This is a genomic window from Actinomyces sp. oral taxon 897, from assembly GCF_002999235.1.
Taxonomy (GTDB): domain Bacteria; phylum Actinomycetota; class Actinomycetes; order Actinomycetales; family Actinomycetaceae; genus Actinomyces.
This window is the reverse complement of record NZ_CP027236.1, coordinates 594,474-616,726: the sequence shown is the minus strand read 5'-3', so window position 1 is coordinate 616,726 and position 22,253 is coordinate 594,474. Positions and strand designations below refer to the sequence as shown.

Annotated in this window: 20 protein-coding genes and 1 pseudogene; 7 read left to right on the top strand and 14 right to left on the bottom strand. The window is 74.5% G+C overall.

The annotated features are described in order from the left end of the window. The gene (locus C3V41_RS02505; RefSeq protein ID WP_106108963.1) at positions 1–1,014 is read left to right on the top strand and encodes a LacI family DNA-binding transcriptional regulator; all 1,014 of its coding nucleotides are present in this window, start codon (positions 1–3) and stop codon (positions 1,012–1,014) included. A gap of 35 nt (positions 1,015–1,049) precedes the next feature. Here the strand turns inward: C3V41_RS02505 and C3V41_RS02500 are convergent, their stop codons facing one another. Continuing rightward, positions 1,050–2,204, bottom strand: coding sequence for a glycerate kinase (locus C3V41_RS02500; RefSeq protein WP_106108962.1), 1,155 nt, complete (start codon positions 2,202–2,204; stop codon positions 1,050–1,052). Between the two features lie 16 nt (positions 2,205–2,220). Beyond that, positions 2,221–3,624 carry a dipeptidase gene (locus C3V41_RS02495; protein ID WP_106108961.1) on the bottom strand — a complete coding sequence of 468 codons (1,404 nt, stop codon included), beginning with the start codon at positions 3,622–3,624 and terminating at the stop codon, positions 2,221–2,223. A 39-nt stretch (positions 3,625–3,663) separates the two neighbouring features. Between C3V41_RS02495 and C3V41_RS02490 the strand changes: the two genes are divergently transcribed. Further along, positions 3,664–4,290, top strand: a complete 627-nt coding sequence (locus C3V41_RS02490; RefSeq protein ID WP_106110609.1) for a DUF3043 domain-containing protein — start codon at positions 3,664–3,666, stop codon at positions 4,288–4,290. Between the two features lie 102 nt (positions 4,291–4,392). Beyond that, entirely contained in the window at positions 4,393–5,400 is a 1,008-nt protein-coding gene (locus C3V41_RS02485; protein ID WP_106108960.1) for an aldo/keto reductase family protein, read from the top strand. A 53-nt stretch (positions 5,401–5,453) separates the two neighbouring features. On the opposite strand, the gene C3V41_RS02480 is transcribed toward C3V41_RS02485, so the two are convergent. Further along, entirely contained in the window at positions 5,454–6,500 is a 1,047-nt protein-coding gene (locus C3V41_RS02480) for a quinone-dependent dihydroorotate dehydrogenase (protein WP_106108959.1), read from the bottom strand. Between the two features lie 295 nt (positions 6,501–6,795). Between C3V41_RS02480 and C3V41_RS02475 the strand changes: the two genes are divergently transcribed. The 4 genes from C3V41_RS02475 (at position 6,796) to C3V41_RS02460 (ending at position 9,260) form a co-directional block, all read left to right on the top strand. Beyond that, a complete protein-coding gene (locus C3V41_RS02475; protein WP_106110608.1) occupies positions 6,796–7,749 on the top strand; it encodes a MerR family transcriptional regulator in 954 nt (317 codons plus the stop codon). 102 nt (positions 7,750–7,851) lie between these two features. Beyond that, entirely contained in the window at positions 7,852–8,322 is a 471-nt protein-coding gene (locus tag C3V41_RS02470) for a flavodoxin (RefSeq protein WP_106108958.1), read from the top strand. A gap of 220 nt (positions 8,323–8,542) precedes the next feature. Next, the gene (locus tag C3V41_RS02465; RefSeq protein ID WP_254423654.1) at positions 8,543–8,821 is read left to right on the top strand and encodes a hypothetical protein; all 279 of its coding nucleotides are present in this window, start codon (positions 8,543–8,545) and stop codon (positions 8,819–8,821) included. Positions 8,822–8,867: 46 nt separating this feature from the next. Further along, positions 8,868–9,260, top strand: a complete 393-nt coding sequence (locus C3V41_RS02460; protein ID WP_106108957.1) for a DUF488 domain-containing protein — start codon at positions 8,868–8,870, stop codon at positions 9,258–9,260. A 274-nt stretch (positions 9,261–9,534) separates the two neighbouring features. Here the strand turns inward: C3V41_RS02460 and C3V41_RS02455 are convergent, their stop codons facing one another. The 11 genes and pseudogenes from C3V41_RS02455 to murJ form a co-directional block, all read right to left on the bottom strand. Next, the gene (locus C3V41_RS02455) at positions 9,535–9,915 is read right to left on the bottom strand and encodes a metal-sulfur cluster assembly factor (RefSeq protein ID WP_106108956.1); all 381 of its coding nucleotides are present in this window, start codon (positions 9,913–9,915) and stop codon (positions 9,535–9,537) included. A 119-nt stretch (positions 9,916–10,034) separates the two neighbouring features. Beyond that, a pseudogene (gene sufU / locus C3V41_RS02450) lies at positions 10,035–10,481 on the bottom strand (Fe-S cluster assembly sulfur transfer protein SufU); the annotation flags it as partial. Positions 10,482–10,483: 2 nt separating this feature from the next. Further along, positions 10,484–11,809 (bottom strand): aminotransferase class V-fold PLP-dependent enzyme, encoded by a 1,326-nt coding sequence (locus C3V41_RS02445; protein ID WP_106108954.1) that lies wholly within the window; start codon positions 11,807–11,809, stop codon positions 10,484–10,486. 150 nt (positions 11,810–11,959) lie between these two features. Beyond that, positions 11,960–12,709 (bottom strand): Fe-S cluster assembly ATPase SufC, encoded by a 750-nt coding sequence (sufC, locus tag C3V41_RS02440; protein WP_106108953.1) that lies wholly within the window; start codon positions 12,707–12,709, stop codon positions 11,960–11,962. Positions 12,710–12,756: 47 nt separating this feature from the next. Next, positions 12,757–14,034: a Fe-S cluster assembly protein SufD gene (gene sufD, locus C3V41_RS02435; RefSeq protein ID WP_106108952.1), complete on the bottom strand. Its 1,278-nt coding sequence runs from the start codon at positions 14,032–14,034 to the stop codon at positions 12,757–12,759. A 61-nt stretch (positions 14,035–14,095) separates the two neighbouring features. Next, positions 14,096–15,529, bottom strand: a complete 1,434-nt coding sequence (sufB, locus tag C3V41_RS02430) for a Fe-S cluster assembly protein SufB (protein WP_106108951.1) — start codon at positions 15,527–15,529, stop codon at positions 14,096–14,098. After that, the gene (locus C3V41_RS02425) at positions 15,526–16,302 is read right to left on the bottom strand and encodes a helix-turn-helix transcriptional regulator (RefSeq protein ID WP_129591459.1); all 777 of its coding nucleotides are present in this window, start codon (positions 16,300–16,302) and stop codon (positions 15,526–15,528) included. Before C3V41_RS02425 ends, sufB begins: the two co-directional genes overlap by 4 nt. 331 nt (positions 16,303–16,633) lie before the next feature. Next, on the bottom strand, positions 16,634–17,329 hold the full coding sequence (locus C3V41_RS02420) for an NUDIX domain-containing protein (RefSeq protein ID WP_106108950.1): 696 nt from the start codon (positions 17,327–17,329) through the stop codon (positions 16,634–16,636). Then, a complete protein-coding gene (locus C3V41_RS02415; protein ID WP_106108949.1) occupies positions 17,326–19,128 on the bottom strand; it encodes a CTP synthase in 1,803 nt (600 codons plus the stop codon). Before C3V41_RS02415 ends, C3V41_RS02420 begins: the two co-directional genes overlap by 4 nt. Continuing rightward, on the bottom strand, positions 19,125–20,387 hold the full coding sequence (locus C3V41_RS02410) for a glycosyltransferase family 4 protein (protein ID WP_254423653.1): 1,263 nt from the start codon (positions 20,385–20,387) through the stop codon (positions 19,125–19,127). Before C3V41_RS02410 ends, C3V41_RS02415 begins: the two co-directional genes overlap by 4 nt. Continuing rightward, a complete protein-coding gene (murJ, locus tag C3V41_RS02405) occupies positions 20,384–22,252 on the bottom strand; it encodes a murein biosynthesis integral membrane protein MurJ (protein ID WP_368033282.1) in 1,869 nt (622 codons plus the stop codon). Before murJ ends, C3V41_RS02410 begins: the two co-directional genes overlap by 4 nt. Position 22,253: the final 1 nt, after the last annotated feature.

Sequence of the window (22,253 nt, the reverse complement as noted above, 5' to 3'; positions counted from 1 at the left end):
ATGCCCCAGCGCATCACCCTCGCCGACATCGCCGAGCAGGCCGGCGTCTCCACCGCCACCGTCTCCCGGGTGCTCAACGGCAAGGACAATGTGGCCGACACCACGAGACGTCAGGTCCTGGTGGCCCTCGACCTGCTGGGCTACGAGCGCCCCGAGTCCCTCCACCAGGCCTCCCAGGGCCTGGTGGGGCTGATCGTCCCCGAGCTGTCCAACCCCATCTTCCCCCTGTTCGCCCAGGAGATCGAGCAGCTCCTGGCCTCCAGCGGGCACACCCCCCTGCTGTGCACCCAGGCCCCGGGGGGGACCAGCGAGGACGAGTACATCGAGATGCTGGTCGAGCGGGGGGTGGCCGGCATTATCTTCGTCTCCGGACGCCACGCCGACACCACCGGCGACGTCACGCGCTACCACCGCCTGCGGGAGCGGGGGGTGCCGATCGTGCTGGTCAACGGCAACGCCCCCACCGTGACCGCCCCGGGCTTCGCCACCGACGACCGGACGGCGGCCCGCATGGCCGTGGAGCACCTGATCGGCCTGGGCCACCGGCGGATCGGGCTGGCCATGGGGGCGGCCCGCATGGTGCCCGCCCAGCGCAAGCGCTCAGGCTACGTCCAGGCCATGGAGGCGGGGCTGCCCGGTGAGCGCCTGCGGATCGTGGAGACGCTCTACTCCTACGAGTCCGGCACCACCGCCGCCCAGGCGCTCCTGGCCCAGGGCTGTACCGCGGTGGTGTGCTCCTCGGACATTATCGCCCTGGGCGTCATCCAGGGGGCGCGCTCCCAGGGGCTGACGGTGCCCCGGGACATATCCGTCATCGGCTACGACGACACCCTCCTCATCCCCATGACCAGCCCGCCGCTGACCACGGTGCGCCAGCCGGTGGCCAGGATATGCCGGGCGGCGGTGAGCACCCTGCTGGACCAGATCCGCGGCGAGAAGGTGGCCGAGGTGGAGATGCTCTTCACCCCGGACCTCATTGTGCGCGGGTCGACGGCGGTCGCGCCCCCCGCCTGAGCGCTGGCGTCCCGCCTGAGCGCCGGGCCCGCGGCTCAGCGCGACCAGGTACGGGCCAGCCGGGAGCCCGCGCGCCGCAGCGCCTCCTCCAGGCCGTGGGGGTCCGGCCACCCCTGGCCCAGGGTGAGCAGACCGCCCAGGCCGGCCTGGGCGAGCTCGGACCGGGGCAGACGGGCCCGGCCAGCCACGAGGACCGCAGGCAGGGCCGTGGACGCGGCCGCCTGGCCGGCCACCACCGGCACCGAGTCCTCCAGGAGGGTGTAGGCCTCCCCCACGGCCGTCACCACCAGGTCCGCGCCGGCCACCTCCTGGTCCAGCCCCACCAGGCCGGAGATGACCCGCGGCCCGGGCAGGGCCCGCGCCCCCAGGGACCGCAGCACCAGGGCGCATCCCCCCGCCGCCCCCGTGCCCCAGGCGGTGACCCGCACCACCTCGCCTTCCGCCAGCCCTCGTGGCACGAGGTGTACCGGCCGCGGCGCGGGCCCGGACAGCCCGGCGGCCAGTGCCACCGCGGTGGTGCAGGCGGCGCGGTCGGCCTCCTGGACCACCGCGGGCTCCAGGTCGGTCAGGCCGGCCAGCTCCCGGCCGGCACCGGCCACGCCGCCCAGGGCGGTGGTGTCGGCCAGGGCCAGGACCAGGTCGCGCCCGGAGGCGACGTCCCGGGCGCCCTCCACCCCTCCCAGGGCCTGGACGAGCCCGGAGCCGCCGTCGTGCACGGCGCTGCGTCCCAGGCCCACCACCAGCGTGTCCCGCCCGCCGACAAGGTCCAGCGCCCCCGCCAGGGCCTGCCCCAGGCCGCGGCTGGAGCCCCGCAGGAGGTGCAGGCCCGCCTGGTGGGGGTCGGCGGGCAGGGCCAGCAGGCTCCCGGCGTCCAGGAACCAGGTGGACGGCTGGGGGGCGCCCTGACGCGGGGCGGTGAGGCAGAGGAGGTCCACCGGGCGCTCCCCGCCCAGGGGCCCGGCCACCTCGAGCCTGTGGGAGCGTGTCACCCCCCTGGGCCAGGAGGCGGCGCTGCCGGCCCCGCCGTCGGGCAGGGCCAGCAGGCGCAGCACGTCACGGGGGCGGGCGCGCGCCCAGCCGTCGGCCAGGGCGCGGGCCACCCGGTGGGCGGGCAGCCCCGTGCCGGCACCGGCCAGCGGTACGCCCCGCGGCTCGGGGTACATCCCGCCGGGGGCGAGCAGGACGCGCACGCTCAGCCCGTCCCGCTCACGGGGCGATAGCGCCGCCCAGGCGGGCCAGGAGCAGGGTCTGGGCGACCACCACGTTCTCCAGGTCGCCCAGGTGCATGGACTCGTCCTCGCTGTGGGCCCGGGTGTCGGGGTCCTCGATGCCGGTGACCAGGACCTGGGCGTCGGGGAAGGTCTGCTGGAGGGTGGAGATGAAGGGGATCGAGCCGCCCTGGCCGATGGTGACGGCCCCCGTGCCCCAGGCGGTGGACAGGGCCCAGCAGGCGTCCCGCCCGGCCGGGGTGTCCGCCGAGCCCTGGAAGGCGGGGCCGGTCTCCCCGCAGCTCAGGGTCAGCCTGGCCCCGAAGGGCACGTGGGCGGCCAGGTGGGCCTCGAGGGCCTGGCGGGCGGCCAGCGGGTCCTGGCCGGGGGCGATGCGCAGGGACAGGCGCGCGGTGCAGGAGGGGGACAGGACGTTGCCGGCCAGGTGGAGGGGGGTGACGTCCATGCCGATGACGGTCAGGGCCGGCTTGGTCCACAGCCGGGCGGTGAGGTCGCCGGTCCCCACGAGCTCCACCCCCTCCAGGACCCCGGAGTCGGCGCGGAAGGCCGCCTCGGTGTACTCGGGGAAGCCGGGAGCGGCCTCGGGGCGGGCGACCAGGCCCGGGACGGCCACGTCCCCGGCCTCGTCGTGCAGGGTGGCGAGCAGGCGGCACATGGCGGTCACGGCGTCGGGCAGCGGGCCGCCGTACTGGCCGGAGTGCAGGGCGTGGTCCAGGGTGTCCAGGCGCACGTCGACCTGGACCACGCCGCGCAGGGAGGTGGTCAGCGCCGGGGTCCCCACCGTCCAGTTGGAGGAGTCGGCCACCACGATGACGTCGGAGTCCAGGCGGTCCCGGTAGGTCTCCAGGAAGGTCCGGAAGGACGGGCTGCCGACCTCCTCCTCACCCTCGATGAAGACGGTCACGGTGCAGGGCAGCTCACCGCACAGGGACAGCAGGGTGCGCAGGGAGTGGACGTGGGCCACCACCCCGGCGCCGTCGTCGGCGCTGCCGCGCCCGTAGAGGCGCCCGTGGCGCTCCACGGCGGTAAAGGGGTCGGGCTGGGCCCACCCCTGCGGGTCCCCGACGGGCTGGACGTCGTGGTGGGCGTAGAGCAGGACGCGCCGGGCGCCCTGGGGGCCCTGCCGGTGGGCCAGGACGGCGGGCCGCCCGGGCACGCCCCCCGGCCCCGTGACGGACAGGACCTCGGCCTCCAGCCCGGCCTGGCGCAGGAGGCCGGCCACGTGCCGCGCGGAGCGGGCCACCTGGGCCTGGTCGTGGCCGTCGGCCGAGACCGAGGGGATGGCCACCAGGTCGGTCAGGTCGGAGACGACCGCCGGGAAGGAGTCGTGGACGGCGGCGCGGACGGCGTCCACGCTCACGGTGGGGGTGGTTGGGCTCATGTGCGCAGGGTATCGCGCGCCACCGGCTACCCTGGGGACGTGAAGCTGTTCAAGAAGCACGACGAGGCGCCCCCGGCGGATCCGGCCCCCTCCCCCGCGCCCCTCAGGCCCGGTCAGAGCGCCCGCAAGGGGCGCCCCACCCCCAAGCGCAGGCAGGCGCAGGCACGCGGCGTGCACCCGGTGGTGCCCACCGACCGCAAGGAGGCCAGGAGGCAGGAGCGGGCCGCCCGCGACGCCGCCTGGAAGCGCCAGCAGGAGGGCATGCGCGCCGGCGACGAGCGCTACATGCCCACCCGGGACAAGGGGGCGATCAAGCGGTACATCCGTGACTACGTGGACGCGCGCTACAGCATCGGCGAGCTCGCCCTCCCCCTGGGGATGCTCGCGATCATGCTGACCATGTTCATCAGCGCCGAGTTCGTCAGCACCCAGGTCCGCCTGTGGGTCGGGTACACCATGCTGTTCATCTACCTGGCGTTCATGGCCATGATCGTGGACCTGTTCGTGTGCTGGTGGCGCCTGCGACGCCGCCTGGTGGCCAAGTTCGGCGCGCAGAAGGTCTCCGCCGCCAGGAGGCTGCGGTGGTACACCTTCAGCCGCTACACCACGATGCGGATCATGCGCATCCCCAAGCCGCAGGTGAGCCGGGGCCAGTACCCGAGCTGACCGGGCCCGGCGTCCCGCCGTATGTCAAGCCCCGTTCGCTCAGCGCCCGCCCCGGGTGCGGCCCTGGGCCCGGCAGGTGCCCCGGATCGCTAGAGTTGGGCCATGGTTGCGTACCGACACCTTGGCAGCTCCGGGCTGAAGATCACGGAGATCACCTACGGCAACTGGCTCACGCACGGCTCCCAGGTGGAGGCGGACACCGCCATCGAGTGCGTCCACACGGCCCTGGACCTGGGGATCACGAGCTTTGACACCGCCGACGTCTACGCCAACGGCGCCGCCGAGGAGGTCCTGGGCCGGGCCCTGGCGGGGCAGCGCCGCGAGTCCCTGGAGATCTTCACCAAGGTCTACTGGCCGGTGGGTCCCATGGGCGCCAACGACGTCGGCCTGTCCCGCAAGCACATTATGGAGGGCCTCAACGCCTCCCTGCGGCGCCTGGGCACCGACTACGTGGACCTCTACCAGGCCCACCGCTACGACTACGAGACGCCGCTGGAGGAGACCATGGCGGCCTTCGCCGACGTGCTGCGCAGCGGCAAGGCGCTCTACATCGGGGTCTCGGAGTGGACGGCGGACCAGATCCGCTCCGGCCAGGAGCTGGCTGGCCAGATGGGGTTCCGCCTGGTGTCCAACCAGCCCCAGTACTCGGCCCTGTGGCGGGTCATCGAGGAGCGCGTGGTCCCGGCCTGCAGCGAGCTGGGCATGGGGCAGGTCGTGTGGTCCCCCATGGCCGAGGGGGTCCTGTCGGGCAAGTACCTGCCCGGCCAGCCCGCGCCGGAGGGCTCGCGGGCCACGGACTCGCGCGGCGGGGCGAGGATGATCGCGCGCTGGATGCGCCCGGAGGTGCTCAGCGCGGTCCAGGCGCTGCGGCCCGTCGCCCAGGACGTGGGGCTGTCAATGCCGCAGCTGGCGATCGCCTGGGTGCTCCAGCACGACTTCGTCTCGGCCGCCATCGTGGGCGCCTCCCGCCCCTCCCAGCTGGCGGAGAACGTCCAGGCCTGCGGCGTGAGCCTGCCCCAGGACGTCATGGAGGCCGTTGACGCCGCCCTGGGCGAGGTGGTCGAGCGCGACCCCGACCGGACCCAGTCCCCCAACCCGCGTCCCGCCTAAGGCGCCCCGGGCCCCGGCCAGCAGCAGCTGGCCCGCCACGGGCGGGCGGGTGCTCAGCGGGCCGGGCGGCGGGTGGCCAGGGCGCGGTTAATGCGGCCGGGCCAGGCCGGGCCGTTGTAGATAAAGGCGGTGTAGGCCTGGAGCAGGTCGGCCCCGGCGTCGAGCATGAGCTCGGCGTCCATGATCGAGCTGATCCCGCCCACCCCGATAATCGTGGGCCCCTCACCGAGGCGGTCGCGCAGGCGGCGCACCACCTCCAGGGAGCGCGGCAGCAGGGGCGCGCCGGACAGGCCGCCCTCCCCCAGGTCGTGGTTGACGGTCGTGTTGGTGGCCACCACCCCGTCCAGGCCCATGTCGACCACCAGGTCGGCGACGGCGTCGATGTCGGCGTCAGCCAGGTCGGGGGCGATCTTGACCAGGAGGGGCACCCTCCGGTGCGCGGCGGCGTCGGCGGCCTGGCGCACGGCGGCCAGAATGGGGCGCAGGGACTCCACGGCCTGCAGGCTGCGCAGGCCGGGGGTGTTGGGGCTGGAGACGTTGACCACCAGGTAGTCCACCCAGCGGGCCACGGCGGCGGCGGAGTAGCGGTAGTCCTCCACGGCGTCCTCAAGCGGCGTCACCTTGGTCTTGCCGATATTGGCGCCCACTACCACGGCCCGGCCCCGGCGGGTGGAGCGCAGGGCGCGCAGGCGCCTGGCGGCCTCGTCGGCCCCGGGGTTGTTAAAGCCCATACGGTTGCGCAGGGCGCGGGTGGCCGGGTAGCGCCACATGCGGGGCCTGTCGTTGCCCTCCTGGGCGCGGGCGGTGAAGGTCCCGACCTCGATAAAGCCGAATCCCAGCAGGTCCAGGCCCTCCACGGCCCTGCCCTCCTTGTCCATGCCCGCGGCCAGCCCCAGGACGCCGGGGACGGGGCGGGCCAGGGGCCCGCCCTGGTTGGCGCTGGGCACGGGGAAGGCGGGGCGGCGTCCCCAGGCCTGGCGCACGCAGTCGCGCAGGAAGGGGATCCTGCCGGTGAGCGCGATACCTTCCATACAGATGTCGTGGATCAGCTCAGGGTCGATGCGGCTGAAGACGGTCTTGTACAGCAGGTCGTAGAACACCCCTCTAGGGTACCCCGCCCGGTGCGGGCCCCGTCACCCCGTCGCCGGGCCCGGGCGTGGGCGCCAAGGGCCCTCCGTGTTCTCTGACCACCTGACGAGCGCCTGTCGCCGGGCCCGGACGGGGGAGCCGGGGCGGGGGCAGGTACCGGTGAGGCGTGCCCGGGCGCGGGCCCCGTCCCCGCAGGCGGTGGTGCACGGGCCCGGGCGTGCACGGAGGCCCGGACGGGGGCATGGGCGGACGCCCGTACGGACACCCTCCAGGCCGTACTGCCCCGGGGCGTGCCACACTGTGGGCGTGCGTGTTGCGGAGATTGCCAGGCTGACCGGGACCACGGTGCGCACGGTGCGCTACTACCACTCCCTGGGGCTGCTGCCCGTACCGCCCGAGCGCGGCGGGTGGCGCGACTACGAGCTGGCCCACGTGGCCCGCCTGTCACGGATCCGCTGGCTGGTGCAGGCTGGCGTCCCGCTGGCGGCCGTCGGCCGGATTATTGAGCGCACCGACCCGCCCGGCGGGCCCGGCGGGCGCGCACCCAGTGCAGACCACCGCCCTGGCGCCCGCCAGCCTGGTGCAGGCGGGCCCGGCGGGCGCGCGGAGCCTGCCAGCGGCGCGGGCGGAGCGGCTGACGTCACCCGCGCCGTGCCCGGTACCGAGGCCGTGCCCGGTACCGAGGAGGCCACGGACCCGGTGGTGGAGGACCTAGCCGGGGCGCTGGAGGCCGCCCAGGCACACCTGGCCGAGGTGACCCGGCAGCGCGACATGCTGGCCGGGCTGCTGGAGCGGGCCCGGCAGGGGATGACGGTCTCCCCCATGCCTACGGCAATGGTCTCCTTCTTCGACCGCCTGGAGGCCGCCGCACCCGACGAGCGCACCCGTGCCGCGGTGCGCCGCGAGCGCGACGTCACCGACCTGGCCTGCTACCGCGGCCAGATGCCGCCGCAGGCCGAGGCGCTCTTCCACGGGCCCGACCCGTTGAAGGACGCCGAGGCGCTGGCCGCCTACGGGCAGGACCCGGCCTGCCTGTCCGACGAGGAGGTGGCCCGGAGAGCCGGGCAGGCCGTCAGGCGCCTGGAGTCCTACCTGGATGCCGCCCTCCTGAGGCAGCTGGCGCGCACCGTGGACGAGGACCTGGTGAGGTCGTTCTTCCGGCTGCTGGCCGCCGTGGACTCCTCTGACGACCGCGTCACCGCCGCCCTGGAGGAGCAGTTCTTCGCCGCGATCAGGCGGTGGCGCGAGCCCGCCCCGTGACGGTTTGCGTGCGACGTGGCGTCACACCTCACGATGAGCGGGTGCCGCGGCGCCCAGGCCGCCGCACCGGTCCACCGGGCCAGGAGTCAAGGAGAGGGAGTAATGAAGGCGCTGCTGATCGTGGAGTCCTGCTTCGGGAGCACCCGGGTGCTGGCCGAGGAGGTCGCCGCCGGCCTGCGGGAGGGCGGGGCCCAGGCCGACGTCGTCCCGGCCGCCCGGGCCGCATTAACGGTGCCGGGCGACGTCTCCCTGCTCGTCCTGGCGGCCCCCACCCACAACCGGGGGCTGCCGACCCCGGCCTCCAGACACTCGGCCCGGACCAGGGGCGGGTCGCCTGAGGAGCCCGGGATGCGCGAGTGGCTGGGTGCCGCCACCATCCCGGACGGGACGCGGGTGCTCGCCATTGACACCGTCACCCGGCGCAACTGGGTCAGCGGGTCGGCCGCCAGGCGGGTCGCCAGGATGCTCAGGCCCAGGAGCGTGGGGACCCGCAGCTTCGTCGCGGGCTCCCGGGGTCCCCTTGAGGAGGGCGAGGCACGGGCGGCCCGCGCCTGGGGCGCCGGGCTCCTCTGAGGAGCCTGCGTGCACGTCCTCCGGTCAGTCGCAGAAGGAGTACCCATGACAGAGACCTCGACACAGTCCCGCGCCCGGGCCGGGGCGCCTGCCCGGGCGGCGGTGGCTGCTGGCGTCGTCCTGGCGGCCGCGGCCCTGGTCGACCAGCTGGCCGGGCACTGGACGGCCCGCGACAGCGAGGCGCACTACGCCCCCCCTGGGCACGGTCCCCGACCCGACGGTGCTGACGACCCTCATGGCCGTCAGCGCCCTGGTCTTCGCCGCGTGCATGTACCCGGCGGTCCGTCAGGCCCGGCGGGGCCGCCACGGGCTCGCGGCGCTCACCTCGGGGGCGTGCGCCCTCACCTGGGGCGCCGTCGCCGCCGTGGCGAGCCTCGCCTACGAGTACGGCGACTACGTCCTGTCCCCCGCGTGGCGGCTCGGGCCCTGGCTGCTCCCCCTGGCGGCCCTGGTCGCCGCGGTCCGTTCCGCCAGGGCGCTCCAGGCACCGGGTGCGTGACGGCAAGGTGGTCCCACCCCCGGCCTGCCGGGGCTAGGGTAGGGCCATGAGCAGTCTTCCTGCGGCCGAGAACGTCGTCATTAAGGGGATCCGGGAGGAGGCGGCGGAGGCCGACGGGTACCGGGTCCTGGTGGACCGGCTCTGGCCCCGGGGCGTGAGCAGGCAGCGGGCGGCCCTGGACGGGTGGGCCAAGGACGCCACCCCCAGCACCGGCCTGCGCCGGGGCCTGCACGACGGGACGGTGCCGTGGCCGGAGTTCGTGGCGGACTACCGCGCCGAGCTGGGCCGCACCCCTGGTGCCGAGGCGGTCGCCGACCTGCGCCGCCGGGCGCTGTCAGGCCGGGTCACGCTCCTGGTGGCGGCCCACGACCGGGTCCGCTGTCACGCGCGCGTCCTGCGCGAGGCCGTCCTGGGGGTCGCGGACCCGGACCTGCCCTGAGGCGCGCCGTTGCACATTCATCCTGGGGTCCCGGCAGGGCCAGTGGCGTCATTCCAACGATATCCCGGCCCAGAAGACGTCCAGGAACACAATGAATGTGCAACGGCGCCCGCGTTGCACATTCATCCTGCCTTCCGGACCCCAGGCCGCTTCACAGATCCGCGTGATCCCGCGATTCTATGATCGCGGTTTGTAAAAAGAATGTGCAGCTCCACCAGCTGGGGCACCCTGGCACGAGGCCAAGGGGCTCACGGGGCACGGCCCCGGCCCGGGCTCAGACGTTGAAGCCCAGGGCCCGCAGCTGCTCGCGCCCCTCGGGGGTGATCTTGTCCGGGCCCCACGGCGGCAGCCAGACCCACTGCACCCGGACCCTGTCGGCAATGAGGGACAGGGCCTGCTGGGCCTGCTCCTCGATCATGTCGGTCAGCGGGCAGGCGGCGGTGGTCAGGGTCATGTCGAGGACCACCGTGCCGTCGGGCTCGATCGAGGTGCCGTAGAGCAGCCCCAGGTCGACCACGTTAATACCGAGCTCGGGGTCGATGACGTCGCGCAGGGCCTCCTCGATGGCGGCCGCGTCCGCGGCCGCCAGCTCGGCCGTCTCCGGGGTGTGCTGCGCGGCCATGGGGTTGTCGCTCCCGACGGGGCTCGTGCTCATAGGTCCTCCTTGGTCTTGGGGGTCTGGGGGTCGGTGTCGTCGTGGTCGGCCGGGCTGACGGCGGCGGGCGCGGAGCTGGCGGGAGAGGGGCCGGCAGGCCCGTCCTGCCCGGGACGCTCCAGGACCGCCCCGGCCTTGGCCAGGGCGTCCTTGAGGGCCATCCACCCCAGCAGGGCGCACTTGACCCGGTTGGGGTACTTGGAGACCCCCTCGAAGGCGGCGGCGTCGTCCAGGTCGTCCAGGACGGTGTCCTCCACGCCCCGCCCGCGCGAGTGCATGAGGGCGTCGAAGTCGGCCTCCAAGCGGGCCACGGTGGCCAGGTCGGCGCCGGAGACGAGGTCGTGCATGACCGATATGGAGGCCTGGGAGATGGAGCAGCCCTGCCCGTGCCAGCCCAGGGCGGTGATGCGGCCGTCCTCCACGCGCAGGGCCAGGTCCACCTCGTCCCCGCAGGTGGGGTTGACCTGGTGGCTGGTGGCGTGGGGGGAGTCCACGTCCCCCTCGCCGTGGCGCTCGCGGGAGTGGTCGAGGATGACCTGCTGGTAGAGCTGGTCGAGGTCGTTCATGCTCACCTCTGGAAGTAGGAGCGGACGGAGGCCACCGCCTCCAGGAAGCGGTCCACCTCCTGGGGCGTGGACGTGGGCCCCAGGGACACGCGCGAGGAGGCGTGGACGCCGAAGTGGGCGTGGAGGGGCTGGGCGCAGTGGTGCCCGGTGCGCACGGCCACGCCCACCGCGTCCAGGACCTGGCCCACGTCGTGGGGGTGGACCCCCTGGAGGTCGAAGGAGACGACGCCGATACGCTGCTCGGTGTCCCCGGGCCCCAGGACCCGCAGGCCCTCCACCCTGCTGGCACCCTCCAGGAGCCTGGCGGTCAGGGAGCGCTCGGTGGCGTGCAGGCGGCCGGGGCCGATGCCCGCCAGGTAGTCCACCGCGGCCCCCCAGCCCACGGCCTGGGCCAGGGGCTGGCTGCCGGCCTCGAAGCGGGCCGGCGGGGGCATGTAGGTGGAGGAGCCCATGGTGACGACCTCGATCATGGAGCCGCCGGTCAGGACCGGGGGCATGGCCGCCAGCAGGTCGGTGGTGGCCACCAGGGCGCCGATCCCGGTGGGGCCGAGCATCTTGTGGCTGGAGAGCACCATGGCGTCCACCCCGGCGGCGCTCAGGGAGGCGAAGTCCAGGGGCAGGTGGGCGCCGGACTGGCAGGTGTCCAGCAGCACCAGGGCGCCCACCTGGCGGGCCCGGGGCAGGATCTGCTCCAGGGGGCTGACCGCCCCGGTGACGTTGGAGGCGTGGGTCAGGGCCAGGATCCGGGTGCGCTCGCCCAGCACGTCCAGGGTCCCCAGGTCAATGCGCCCCTGGGCGTCCAGGTCCAGCCAGCGCAGGGTGGCGCCGGTGCGCGCGGCCAGCTCCTGCCAGGGAACCAGGTTGGCGTGGTGCTCGGCGCGGGTGACCACGATCTCGTCGCCGCCGCGCAGGGCCAGGCGCCGGGAGGGGTCGTCGTCGGCGCGGTGCCCCGCCCCGCCCGCGGCCGGGCGCCCGGCGCTGGCGTGGCCGACGGCCAGGGCCACCAGGTTAATGGCCTCGGTGGCGTTCTTGGTGAACACCAGGTTCTCCCCGCGGGCCCCCACGAAGGCGGCCACCGCCTGGCGGGCGTCCTCCAGGGCGGCGGTGGCCTCGTCGGCGAGCTGGTAGGTGGAGCGTCCGGCGGCCCCGTTGGAGCGGCGGTAGAACTCGGCCTCGGCGGCGATGACGACCTCGGGCTTCTGGGACGTGGCCCCCCAGTCCAGGTAGGCCAGGGGCCGCCCGTCGCGGCCGGGGCGGGCAAGGAAGGGGAAGTCGGCGCGGACGGCCTGGACCTCGGCGGCGCTCAGCGCGGTGGGCTCCTGGGTCATGGTGCCTCCTGGGCGGGTGGTAGGTGGGTGGGTGCGGGGCCGGCGCACCAGCGGAGCTGGCGCACCAGGAGGGCCGGCGCAGCGGGGCCGGGGCAGGAGGGCGGCGCGCCGGCGGGCGCGGGATCGGCTCCCCGGCGCAGCGGCCGGCCCTCAGGCCAGGTAGCGGTCGTAGCCCTCGCTCTCCAGGCGCTCGGCCAGCTCGGGGCCGCCCTCCTCGGCCACCCGGCCGTCCACGAAGACGTGGACGTGGTCGGGCTTGATGTAGCGCAGGATGCGCGTGTAGTGGGTAATGAGCAGGAACCCGGCGTCGGTGGTGGCGTGGAGGCGGTTGACGCCCTCGGAGACAATGCGCAGGGCGTCGATGTCCAGGCCGGAGTCGGTCTCGTCCAGGACGGCGAAGCGGGGCCTGAGCAGCTCCATCTGGAGGATCTCGAAGCGCTTCTTCTCCCCCCCGGAGAAGCCGGCGTTGACGTCGCGCTGGGCGAAGGAGGGGTCCATGCGCAGGCGCTCCATGGCCTGCCCGACCTCCTTGACCCAGGTGCGCACCTTGGGGGCCTGCCCGTCGATGGCGGTCTTGGCGGTGCGCAGGAAGTTGGCGACCGTGACGCCGGGGACCTCCACCGGGTACTGCATGGCCAGGAACAGGCCCGCCCGGGCGCGCTCGTCCACGCTCATCTCCAGCAGGTCCTGCCCGTCCAGGAGGACCTCGCCGTCGGTGACCTCGTAGTCGGGGTGGCCGGCGATGGAGTAGGCCAGGGTGGACTTGCCCGACCCGTTGGGGCCCATAATGGCGTGGACCGTCCCGGAGCTGACGGTCAGGGTGGCGCCCTTGAGAATGGGCTTGGGGCCGTCGTTGGTGGCGACCTGGACGTGGAGGTTGTTGATCTGCAGGGTGCTCATGGCTGGTTCCTTGAAGTCAGTACGGGGGGTCGGTGCGTGGGGCCCGGTCACCTGGAGGCCGGGTCCTGGGCGCGGGCCGCGATGAGCCCGGTGAGCTCCAGCTCGCGCTCGATGGCGCCCATGAGGTGCTCCTCGACCTCCGGGACGCCGATCTCGCCCACGATCTCGCCGAAGAAGCCCAGGACCACCAGGCGGCGGGCCTCGGCCTCGGGGATGCCGCGCGCACGCAGGTAGAACAGCTGCGTATCGTCGAAGCGGCCGGTGGCGCTGGCGTGCCCGGCGCCCTCGATATTGCCGTTCTCGATCTCCAGGTTGGGGATGGAGTCCGCCTTGGCGCCGGGGGTGAGCACGAGGTTGCGGTTGAGCTCGTAGGTGTCCGTGCCGCGGGCAGCGGCCCCGATGAGGCAGTCCCCCACCCACACCGAGTGCGCGCCCTCGCCCTGGAGGGCGCCCTTGTAGGTGACCCGGGAGTAGCAGTGCGGCTCGGTGTGGGCCACGTAGGGGCGGTGCTCCAGGTGCTGCCCGGCGTCGGCAAAGTACACGCCGTAGGCGTCAATGTGCCCGCCCTCGCCGGAGAAGATGAAGTCGGGGGCGATCCTCACGTCCCCTCCCAGGGAGACGACGACGTGCTTGAGGGTGGCGCGCTCGGCCACCCGCACCCGGTGGTTGGAGGCGTGCACCGCCGCGTCGTCCCAGTCCTGGATGGTGACCACGGTCAGGTCCGCGCCGGGGGCGACGTCGATCTCCACGGTCTGGGTCAGGGTGGCGGTACCGACGTGGTCCAGCAGGACGGTGGCCCGGGAGCCCTCCCGGGCGGTAATGAGCAGGTGCTGGGCAGCAGGCGTGGCGGGCGCCGCGTCCGGGCCGCCGGCGTCGGGAGCACTGGCGTCGGGGGTGCCGGTCACGGTCAGGCGCACGGCGCGCTCCAGGTGGGCGCCGGCCTCGACGGTCACCGCCGTGGAGGTGCGGAAGGCCGCCCAGGCCACGACGCCGGTGCGGTCCACCGGCTCGCCGATCCTGCCCAGGTGCGGGTCGTCGCGCCCCAGGGTCCGGACCGTGACGCCGTCGGGGGCGTCCACGCCCGTCCTCAGGGCCCCGGTGGCCTCGGCCTGCCGGGTCCCGGCGGACACGGCGTCGAGGTCGAACAGCGGCCTGAAGCGCCTCATGGGGGTGAAGCGCCACTCCTCCTCCCGCCCGCGCGGCACCGGGAAGAGGTCGGGGTCGAAGGAGGTGGGGCGGTCGGCGCGGGAGGCGACGTAGCGTGGGGCGCCGTGGCTGTGGGCGCCCTCCAGGGCGGCCCGCGAGTGGTCGGTGGTGAGATCCATTGAGTAGCTCCTGTGCCGCTGACGGCTGCTGGGTATCCGGTCGGGTGCGGTCGCTGGCGGGTCAGCCCACGGAGTTCTCCATCTGCAGCTCAATGAGGCGGTTGAGCTCCAGGGCGTACTCCATGGGCAGCTCACGGGCAATGGGCTCGACGAACCCGCGCACGATCGTGGCCATGGCCTCGGTCTCGGTCAGCCCGCGCTGCATGAGGTAGAAGAGCTGGTCGGCGCTGACCTTGGAGACCGTGGCCTCGTGACCCATCTCGACGTCGTCGGTGCGCACGTCCACGTAGGGGTAGGTGTCGGACCGGGAGATCTCGTCCACCAGGAGGGCGTCGCACAGCACGTTGGACTTGGCGTGGTGGGCGTTCCTCATAATCTGCACCAGCCCGCGGTAGGCGCTGCGCCCGCCCTGGCGGGAGATCGACTTGGAGACGATGTGGCTGGAGGTGTGGGGCGCCATGTGGATCATCTTGGCCCCGGTGTCCTGGTGCTGGCCCTCCCCGGCGAAGGCGATGGACAGGGCCTCCCCGCGGGCGTGGGGGCCCATGAGGAAGACAGCCGGGTACTTCATGTTCCGCTTGGAGCCCATATTGCCGTCCACCCACTCCATGGTGGCCCCCTCGGCGCAGGTGGCGCGCTGGGTGACCAGGTTGTAGACGTTGGTGGACCAGTTCTGGATGGTGGTGTAGCGCACCCGGGCGTTCTTCTTGACTATGATCTCCACAATGGCGGCGTGCAGGGAGTCCGAGGAGTAGATGGGCGCCGTGCAGCCCTCCACGTAGTGCACGTAGGAGTCCTCGTCGGCGATAATGAGGGTGCGCTCGAACTGCCCCATGTTCTCGGTGTTAATGCGGAAGTAGGCCTGCAGGGGGATCTCCACGTGCACACCGGGGGGCACGTAGATGAAGGAGCCGCCGGACCACACGGCCGTGTTGAGGGCGGCGAACTTGTTGTCACCGGCGGGGATAATGCTGCCGAAGTACTCGCGGACCATCTCGGGGTACTCGCGCACGGCGGTGTCGGTGTCCACGAAGATGACGCCCTGCTCGGTGAGGTCCTCACGGATCTGCTCGTAGACCACCTCGGACTCGTACTGGGCGGCCACCCCGGCCACGAGCCTCTCGCGCTCGGCCTCGGGGATGCCGATGCGGTCGTAGGTGGTCCTGATGTCCTCGGGCAGGTCGTCCCAGGAGTTGGTCGGGCGGTCGGTGGCCCGCACGTAGTACTTGACCGCGTCCAGGTCGATCTGGCTCAGGTCCACGCCCCAGGTGGGCATGGGCTTACGCAGGTAGATCTCGTAGGCCTTGAGCCGCTTGGCGAGCATCCACTCCGGTTCGCCCTTAATGGCTGAGATCTCCCGGACGACGGACTCGTCCAGCCCCCGCCTGGCGGCGGAGCCGACCTCGTCGGAGTCGTGCCAGCCGAAGTCGTAGCTGGTGGAGATCGAGTCAATGATCTCGTCGTCGGTGCGAGGAGCCTCGGTCGGGGCTGTCATCGGGTTCCTTCCGTGTTCTGGGTGCGGGCCCCGCGCGCCGGACGGGATCCGCGCGCGGCGGTACCGCGGTCGGCGGCTCGTCTGTCCGCCGCGCGCGCGGCGCGGGTACGTAGGGTGGGCATGGCGATGGGCACGTGCGTGGTGCACACGTGCTCCCCGCCGGCCAGGGTGGCCAGGCGCTGGACCGGGACCCCCAGGAGGCGGGAGAAGGCCTGCGTCTCGGCGTCGCACAGCTCGTGGAACTGGCCGGCGACGTCGCGCACCGGGCAGTGCCCCTGGCAGATCTGGACGGCGAAGGTGCCGTCCCCCACGTCGCGCACGGTGGCGGCGTAGCCGTCCAGGGTCAGGGCGTCGGCCAGGGCCTGGGCCCGGTCCGAGGGGTCCTTCCCCGCCGCCTCGACGATCGGCATGTAACGCCGTTCCAGGTCTCGGCCGCGCGCGGCGGCGAAGGAGTCCACCGCCTTGGTCCCGCCCACCTGGCTGAGGTAGCCCAGCGCCCGGTTGGCCAGGTCGGCGTAGCCCTCGGCGAAGGAGGTACGGGCCATGGCCGTGGCCACGTAGTGGCGGGCGGGGCGTCCCCGGCCGCGCTTGCCGCCCCCGGCGGGGGCGTGGACGGTGATCTCGGAGCGCTGCTCCAGGCTGGTAATGTGCCGCCTGACCGCGGCGGGGGTCAGGCTGAGGATGTCGGCGAGCTGGGCCGCGGAGATGGGGCCCTTCTCCACGATGAGGTCCAGGACCTTGGCTCGGGTGGACTCGTCGTCGCCCTTGCGCATGGCTGCTCCTCTCCGCGTCACGGCGGTGCGTAGGGGTGGCTCGGACGGGCCCGGACGGCGCCGTCGGCAGGGTGGCGGGGCCGGGCGGCCCGATTCGCTTGACGCACCAGATTTTACCCAAAATACTTGTTCCGTTATTCCTGGGACGCAAGTCCCGAACAGGGTGTCAGAACGTGGTATCGGGCACGCCGGAAGGGCGCGTGGCACCCCGGTGCCCGCCGCCGGGCGCCCGCTGGCTGCCAGCCGCTGGCCACACGCCGGCCGCCCGGAGGGGCCCGGCTGCACCGCGGCGGCCCGCTGCACCGCGGCGGCCCACGCCGCCGGCCGGGGGTCAGCCCCAGGGACCCCGGCCGTGCAGGCTCCGGGGGCTGCGCAGCCAGGGGGCGTCGGGGCCGCGCAGGCCCTCCCAGCCCCGGGCGCGGGCCTGCACGGCGGACAGCACCCCGATCATGGTGGCCGGGTTGTGCAGGGCCCCGGACAGGACCGCGTCCACGGCCCGGTCCAGGCGCACCCAGCGGGGCACGAACTCGGCCTCCTCGGCCTGGCGCTCGACCCGCTCCCCCACGGGCAGCAGGCTCAGGCCCCGGGCCAGGAAGACCCGCACCCCCTCGGTGGCAAAGCCCGGGGAGGCGTAGAAATCGGTCAGGACGTGCCAGCTGGCGGCCCGGTAGTCGGTCTCCTCGGCCAGCTCGCGCTGCGCCGCCGCCACCGGCGCCTCCCCGGCCACGTCGAGCAGGCCGGCCGGGATCTCCCACAGGGCGGCGCGCACCGGGTGGCGGTACTGGCGGACCACGAGCAGCTCGGCGGCTCCGTCGTCCTGGGAGGAGTCCGGCCCCTGGCGCAGGGCCACCACGGCGACGGCGTCGTGGTGGGCCACGACCTGGCGGGCCACCGGCTCCTGGCCGGGCCCCAGGCGCACGTGGTCGGCGTCCACGGCGAAGATGGGCCCGCACCACACCCGCTCGTGGGCGGTGGTCTGGCGCTCCTGGGGCTCGTCGGCCAGGGGCTGGGGGTCGGGGGTGGTCATGACGCCTCTCCTTGGGCTCGGTGGTGGTCGGGGGCCGGGGGCCGGGCCGCTGGCTCCGGGGCGGAGGCCTCGGGGGTCCGCGTCCCGGCCAGGGGTACCGCCCTCCCCGGGTCCGGCAGGCGGCTGCGCCGGTACTCCAGGCCCGCGGCCACCAGGGCCGCGAACAGCGGGTGGGCGCGGGTGGGGCGGGACCTGAACTCCGGGTGGGCCTGGGTGGCCACGAAGTAGGGGTGCAGCCGGCGGTCCAGCTCGACGAACTCCACCAGGTCCCCGTCGGGCGAGGTGCCGGTGACGCGCAGGCCCACGGAGGCCAGGCGCTGACGGTAGGCGTTGTTGACCTCGAAGCGGTGGCGGTGGCGCTCGCGGACCCGGGTGGTGCCGTAGGCCTGGGCCACGAGCGAGCCGGGGACCAGCACGGCGTCGTAGGCGCCCAGGCGCATGGTGCCGCCCAGGTCCCCCGCACCGGAGACGATCCCGCGCTGGGAGTCCATGGTGGACACCACCGGGTCGGGGGTGCCCGGCTCCATCTCGGTGGAGGAGGCCTCCGACAGCCCCAGCAGGCTGCGGGCGACCTCGATGACCGCGCACTGCAGCCCCAGGCACAGGCCCAGGGTGGGGACCTGGTGCTCCCGGGCCCAGCGCAGGGCCCCGAGCTTGCCCTCGATGCCGCGCACGCCGAAGCCGCCGGGCACCACGACCGCGTCCACCCCGGCCAGGGCCTGCCGGGCGCCCTCGGGGCTCTGGCAGGTGTCGGAGGCGACCCAGCGGATGGCCACCTGCGCGCTGTGCTCGAACCCTCCGTGGCGGACGGCCTCGGTCACCGACAGGTAGGCGTCGTGAAGATCCACGTACTTGCCCACCAGGGCCACCTCGAGGTGGTGCTCCGGTGAGTGGACCCGTTCCAGCAGCCCGTTCCACTCCGTCCAGTCCACGTCCCGGAAGGGCAGGGCGAGGCGCTGGACGAGGTAGGCGTCCAGGCCCTCGTGGTGGAGGGTGGGCGGGACGTCGTAGATGCTGGCGGCGTCCGGGCACTCGATGACGGCGGCGCGGTCCACGTCACACATGAGGGCGACCTTGTCCTTGACGCCCTCGGGCAGGGGCCGGTCGGCACGCAGGACCAGGGCGTCGGGCTGGATGCCGATGGAGCGCAGGGCGGCCACCGAGTGCTGGGTGGGCTTGGTCTTGAGCTCCCCGGCGGCCTCAAGGAAGGGGATGAGGGAGACGTGCACGAAGGCCACGTTCTCCCGCCCCAGGTCGGCACGGACCTGGCGGGCGGCCTCCAGGAAGGGCTGGGACTCGATGTCGCCCACCGTGCCGCCGATCTCGGTGATAATGACGTCGGGCACCTCGCCGTGGGCGTCGGGGGCGGCCTGGGCGCGCATGACGCGCTTGATCTCGTCGGTGACGTGCGGGATGACCTGGACGGTGTCGCCCAGGTACTCCCCGCGCCGCTCCCTGGCGATGACGGTGGAGTAGATCTGGCCGGTGGTGGCGTTGGCCGCACCCGTGAGGTCCACGTCCAGGAACCGCTCGTAGTGGCCGATGTCCAGGTCGGTCTCGGCCCCGTCGTCGGTGACGAAGACCTCACCGTGCTGGAAGGGGTTCATGGTGCCGGGGTCGACGTTGATGTAGGGGTCAAGCTTCTGCATGGCCACGGAGATGCCCCGGGCCCGCAGGAGGCACCCGAGGCTGGAGGCCGTCAGTCCCTTGCCCAGGGAGGAGACCACTCCCCCGATGACGAAGACGTGCCGGGGGACGGCCGGCTGGTTCCCGCGCGGGCGGGCAGACGCACTGATCACGGGACTCCAACGTAGCACCGGGACGGGCCGGTGGCGTGGGGAGACGTCCCCGGCCCCAGCGCCTCGGTGAGCTGGGCGGCCAGGTCCGCCTCCCCTGGCAGGGTCGCGGCCGCCGCGGCCGCCCGGGCCCGGGCGGACTCCAGGGCGGCGGGCTCACTGAGCAGGCCGGTGACGGCGTCGGCCAGGGCACGCGCCCCGGGGGCCACCAGGAGCGCCCCCTCGCGTGCGGTCAGGGCCGTGCCGCCCACGTCGGTGGCCACGACGGCCGCCCCGGCGCGCAGGGCCTCCTGGAGGGTCAGGGGCTGGCCCTCCCACAGGCTGGTGAGGACCACCAGGTCGCTGGCCGCCATGAGCGCGGGCGCGTCCTCGCGCCGCCCCACCAGCCTCACCGGCAGGTCCTCGGCCCTGACCCGCTCCCGGGCGGCCCGCCACCCCGGCCCGTCCCCGGCCACCACCCACCCCAGGGGCGGGCAGGTCCCGTCCGCGACCCGCTCACGCAGGATCCCCGCGGTGTCCAGCAGCAGGTCAAGGCCCTTCTGCGGGGCGAGCCTGGCGACCGTCAGCAGCCGCCGCTCCTCCCCCCACACCTCCTCGGCCCCGCCGCCCCCGGCCGGGGGCGGGGCGGCGGGTGCGGGGACGACCGCGAGCCCCACGGCCCTGGCCCCCCGGTGGCGGGCGCGCTCAGCCAGGTCCGGGCTGACGGCCAGGACCAGGTCCGCCCGGCGTGCCACCACCCGCTCCAGCACCTCCCCCAGGGCACGGGTGGTCCGGGAGCCCACGGGCAGGTTGTGCAGGGTCACCACCAGGCGCGCACGCCCCCGGCGGCGCCCCAGGGCCAGGGCGGCCAGGGCCCCGGCCCTCAGCCCGTGGGCGTGGACGACGTCGGCCCGGCGCGCCAGACGGCCCAGGCGGCGGAGGACGGCCACGTCCTTGGGCGAGGGCCGGGGCCCGATCTCCAGGGCCTGCCCGCGGGCCGCCCCCAGGTCGAGCCCGGTGAGCACGCCGGTGGGAGCGGCGGCCAGGACCTGCCAGCCCCGCCCGTCCAGGACCCGGACGCACTGCCCCAGGTGGGCGCGCACGCCCCCGGCGGCCTGTCCGCTGACCTCCAGGACCCGTCCGGCCCACGGCCCCCCGGGCCCCTGACCCCGGCATCCCGGGCCCCTGACCCCGGCATCCCGGGCCCCTGACCCCGGCATCCCGGACCCCTCCAGGTCCTCCCGGCCCCCGGCCCCCGGGCCGCCCTCCCGTAGTGCGCTCACGACTGCTCCTTCCCTGTTACCTGCTCGTGGCGGGCGCCACCCTCCCGGGACGGCGACGCCCCCGTACCCGTGCGTCCACGGCGCGTGAGCAGGCCCAGGACGGTGGGGTCGCAGAGGTTGACGGCGCCCAGGGTCGCCCCGGCCGTGCCCAGGGCGCCTGCTGCCGCCGCCCCCGCCCCCAGCAGGGCGCTGCCCGCTCCCGGCCCGGATCCCAGGGCATTAGTGAGCCAGCACATGTTCCAGCCCACCGCGGCGGCCACCGGCGCCCCCACCGCCAGGGCGCGCAGGCTCGGCCCCAGGACCCCGCCGCCCAGGACCCGGGCCAGGACCGCCAGGAGCCCCGCCCCGGCCACCACCATGCCGGTGCTCTGCCCCAGGCCCACGCCCAGGAGGGTCGCGGCCCCGTCCCCGCCGTCGGACAGGGCCCCCACCCCGGCCCACGAGCCCCCGGCCACCACCAGCCAGCCCACGGCGGTGACTACGGCGGCGCCCCGGGAGCGGTCCATGGCGAACAGGACCCGGGTCACCTGGTAGACGAGGGCGTAGCCGACGAGCCCGGGGGCCATGGCCACCAGGGCGGCGCCCATGCCGGTGACGTCGGCCAGGAGGGAGAACAGGCGCTCGGCCCCCGCCGAGGCGGCCAGGAGCGCCCCGGCCCCGGCCACGGCCACGGCCGTGACGGCACCGGTGGAGCGGGCGGCCAGCTCCCGGGCCCTAAGGGACGGGGCCGGGCCCCCGCCGGGCGCGCCGGGTCCGCTGGTCCCGACGGACTCGCTGGTCCCGCCACCCCGGCCGCCTGCGTCACCTGCGTCGTCTGTGTCGCCTATATCGTCCGCACCGGCGGAGCCGGGGGCGTCACGTCCTGCGCCCGGGGCCCCGAAGGCCGCTGCCAGGCGCGGGTAGAGGACGGTGGCCACCGGGACCGCCAGGACGGCGTAGGGCAGCACGTAGACCGCCTGCGTGTACTGGTAGACGGCCACGGTCCCGGTGCTCCCGCCCCACCGGGCCAGGGCCAGGACCACCAGGACGCTGACCTGCTGGGCCACCAGGGTGACCACCCCCGCCCCGCCCAGTCGCAGGGCCCGCCCGGCCACCGCGCGGTCCAGGCGCGGTACGGGCCGCAGCCGGATCCCCAGGCGCGTCACCGGCCAGACCAGGGGCAGGCTCAGGGCCGCCACGCCCGCGGTGGTCCCCCAGCCCAGTACCCGCAGGGCGGCAGGACCGGGCGTCTGCGAGCCGTGGGCCATGGCGCCGTAGACCCCGTAGGTGGCCATGACCACGAGGCTGGAGAGCACCGGGGTCAGGGCGGGCCAGGTAAAGCGTCGGTGGGCCTGGAGCACGCCGGTGAGGACCACGCCCACCCCGTAGAGCGGCACCTGGAGGGCGAACATGCGCAGGAAGCTCGCGACCAGGCCGACCTGGGTGGCCGCGTCGGCCCCCTGGGAGACGGGGAAGAGCCGGGCCACCGGGTCGGCCAGCAGTGCCAGGCCCGCCCCTAAGGGCAGGAGCACCAGGAGCACGACGCCCAGCAGGCCGCTGGCGGTCTCCTGGGCCTGGTGGCGCCTGCCGGCGCTGGTGGCGGGGGCCAGCAGGGGCACGACGGTGGCCGCCAGGGCGCCGCCGACCACCACCTCGTACAGGACGTTGGGGACCTGGTTGGCGGTGGCGTAGGCGCCCGCCACCGTCCCGGCGCCCACGGTGGAGGCCTGCACCACCCACCGCAGGAAGCCCAGGGCGCGTGAGGCCAGGGTCAGCCCGGCCACGCCCCCGGCGGCGCCCAGGACCCCGCCGGGGCCCCCCGGTGCCGGGTCCCGCCGGTCCGGGGCCCTCCCGGTGCGGTCCCCCGCGCCGGGAGGTGGGACCACG

Bases quoted from the DNA above. Each gene is read 5' to 3' on its own strand.
- C3V41_RS02420 (WP_106108950.1), bottom strand. From the start codon at position 17,329: ATGACCACCCCCGACCCCCAGCCCCTGGCCGACGAGCCCCAGGAGCGC.
- C3V41_RS02470 (WP_106108958.1), top strand. From the start codon at position 7,852: ATGAAGGCGCTGCTGATCGTGGAGTCCTGCTTCGGGAGCACCCGGGTG.
- sufD (WP_106108952.1), bottom strand. From the start codon at position 14,034: ATGGATCTCACCACCGACCACTCGCGGGCCGCCCTGGAGGGCGCCCAC.
- sufB (WP_106108951.1), bottom strand. From the start codon at position 15,529: ATGACAGCCCCGACCGAGGCTCCTCGCACCGACGACGAGATCATTGAC.
- C3V41_RS02455 (WP_106108956.1), bottom strand. From the start codon at position 9,915: ATGAGCACGAGCCCCGTCGGGAGCGACAACCCCATGGCCGCGCAGCAC.
- C3V41_RS02495 (WP_106108961.1), bottom strand. From the start codon at position 3,624: ATGAGCCCAACCACCCCCACCGTGAGCGTGGACGCCGTCCGCGCCGCC.
- sufC (WP_106108953.1), bottom strand. From the start codon at position 12,709: ATGAGCACCCTGCAGATCAACAACCTCCACGTCCAGGTCGCCACCAAC.
- C3V41_RS02460 (WP_106108957.1), top strand. From the start codon at position 8,868: ATGAGCAGTCTTCCTGCGGCCGAGAACGTCGTCATTAAGGGGATCCGG.
- C3V41_RS02505 (WP_106108963.1), top strand. From the start codon at position 1: ATGCCCCAGCGCATCACCCTCGCCGACATCGCCGAGCAGGCCGGCGTC.
- C3V41_RS02485 (WP_106108960.1), top strand. From the start codon at position 4,393: ATGGTTGCGTACCGACACCTTGGCAGCTCCGGGCTGAAGATCACGGAG.
- C3V41_RS02425 (WP_129591459.1), bottom strand. From the start codon at position 16,302: ATGCGCAAGGGCGACGACGAGTCCACCCGAGCCAAGGTCCTGGACCTC.
- C3V41_RS02445 (WP_106108954.1), bottom strand. From the start codon at position 11,809: ATGACCCAGGAGCCCACCGCGCTGAGCGCCGCCGAGGTCCAGGCCGTC.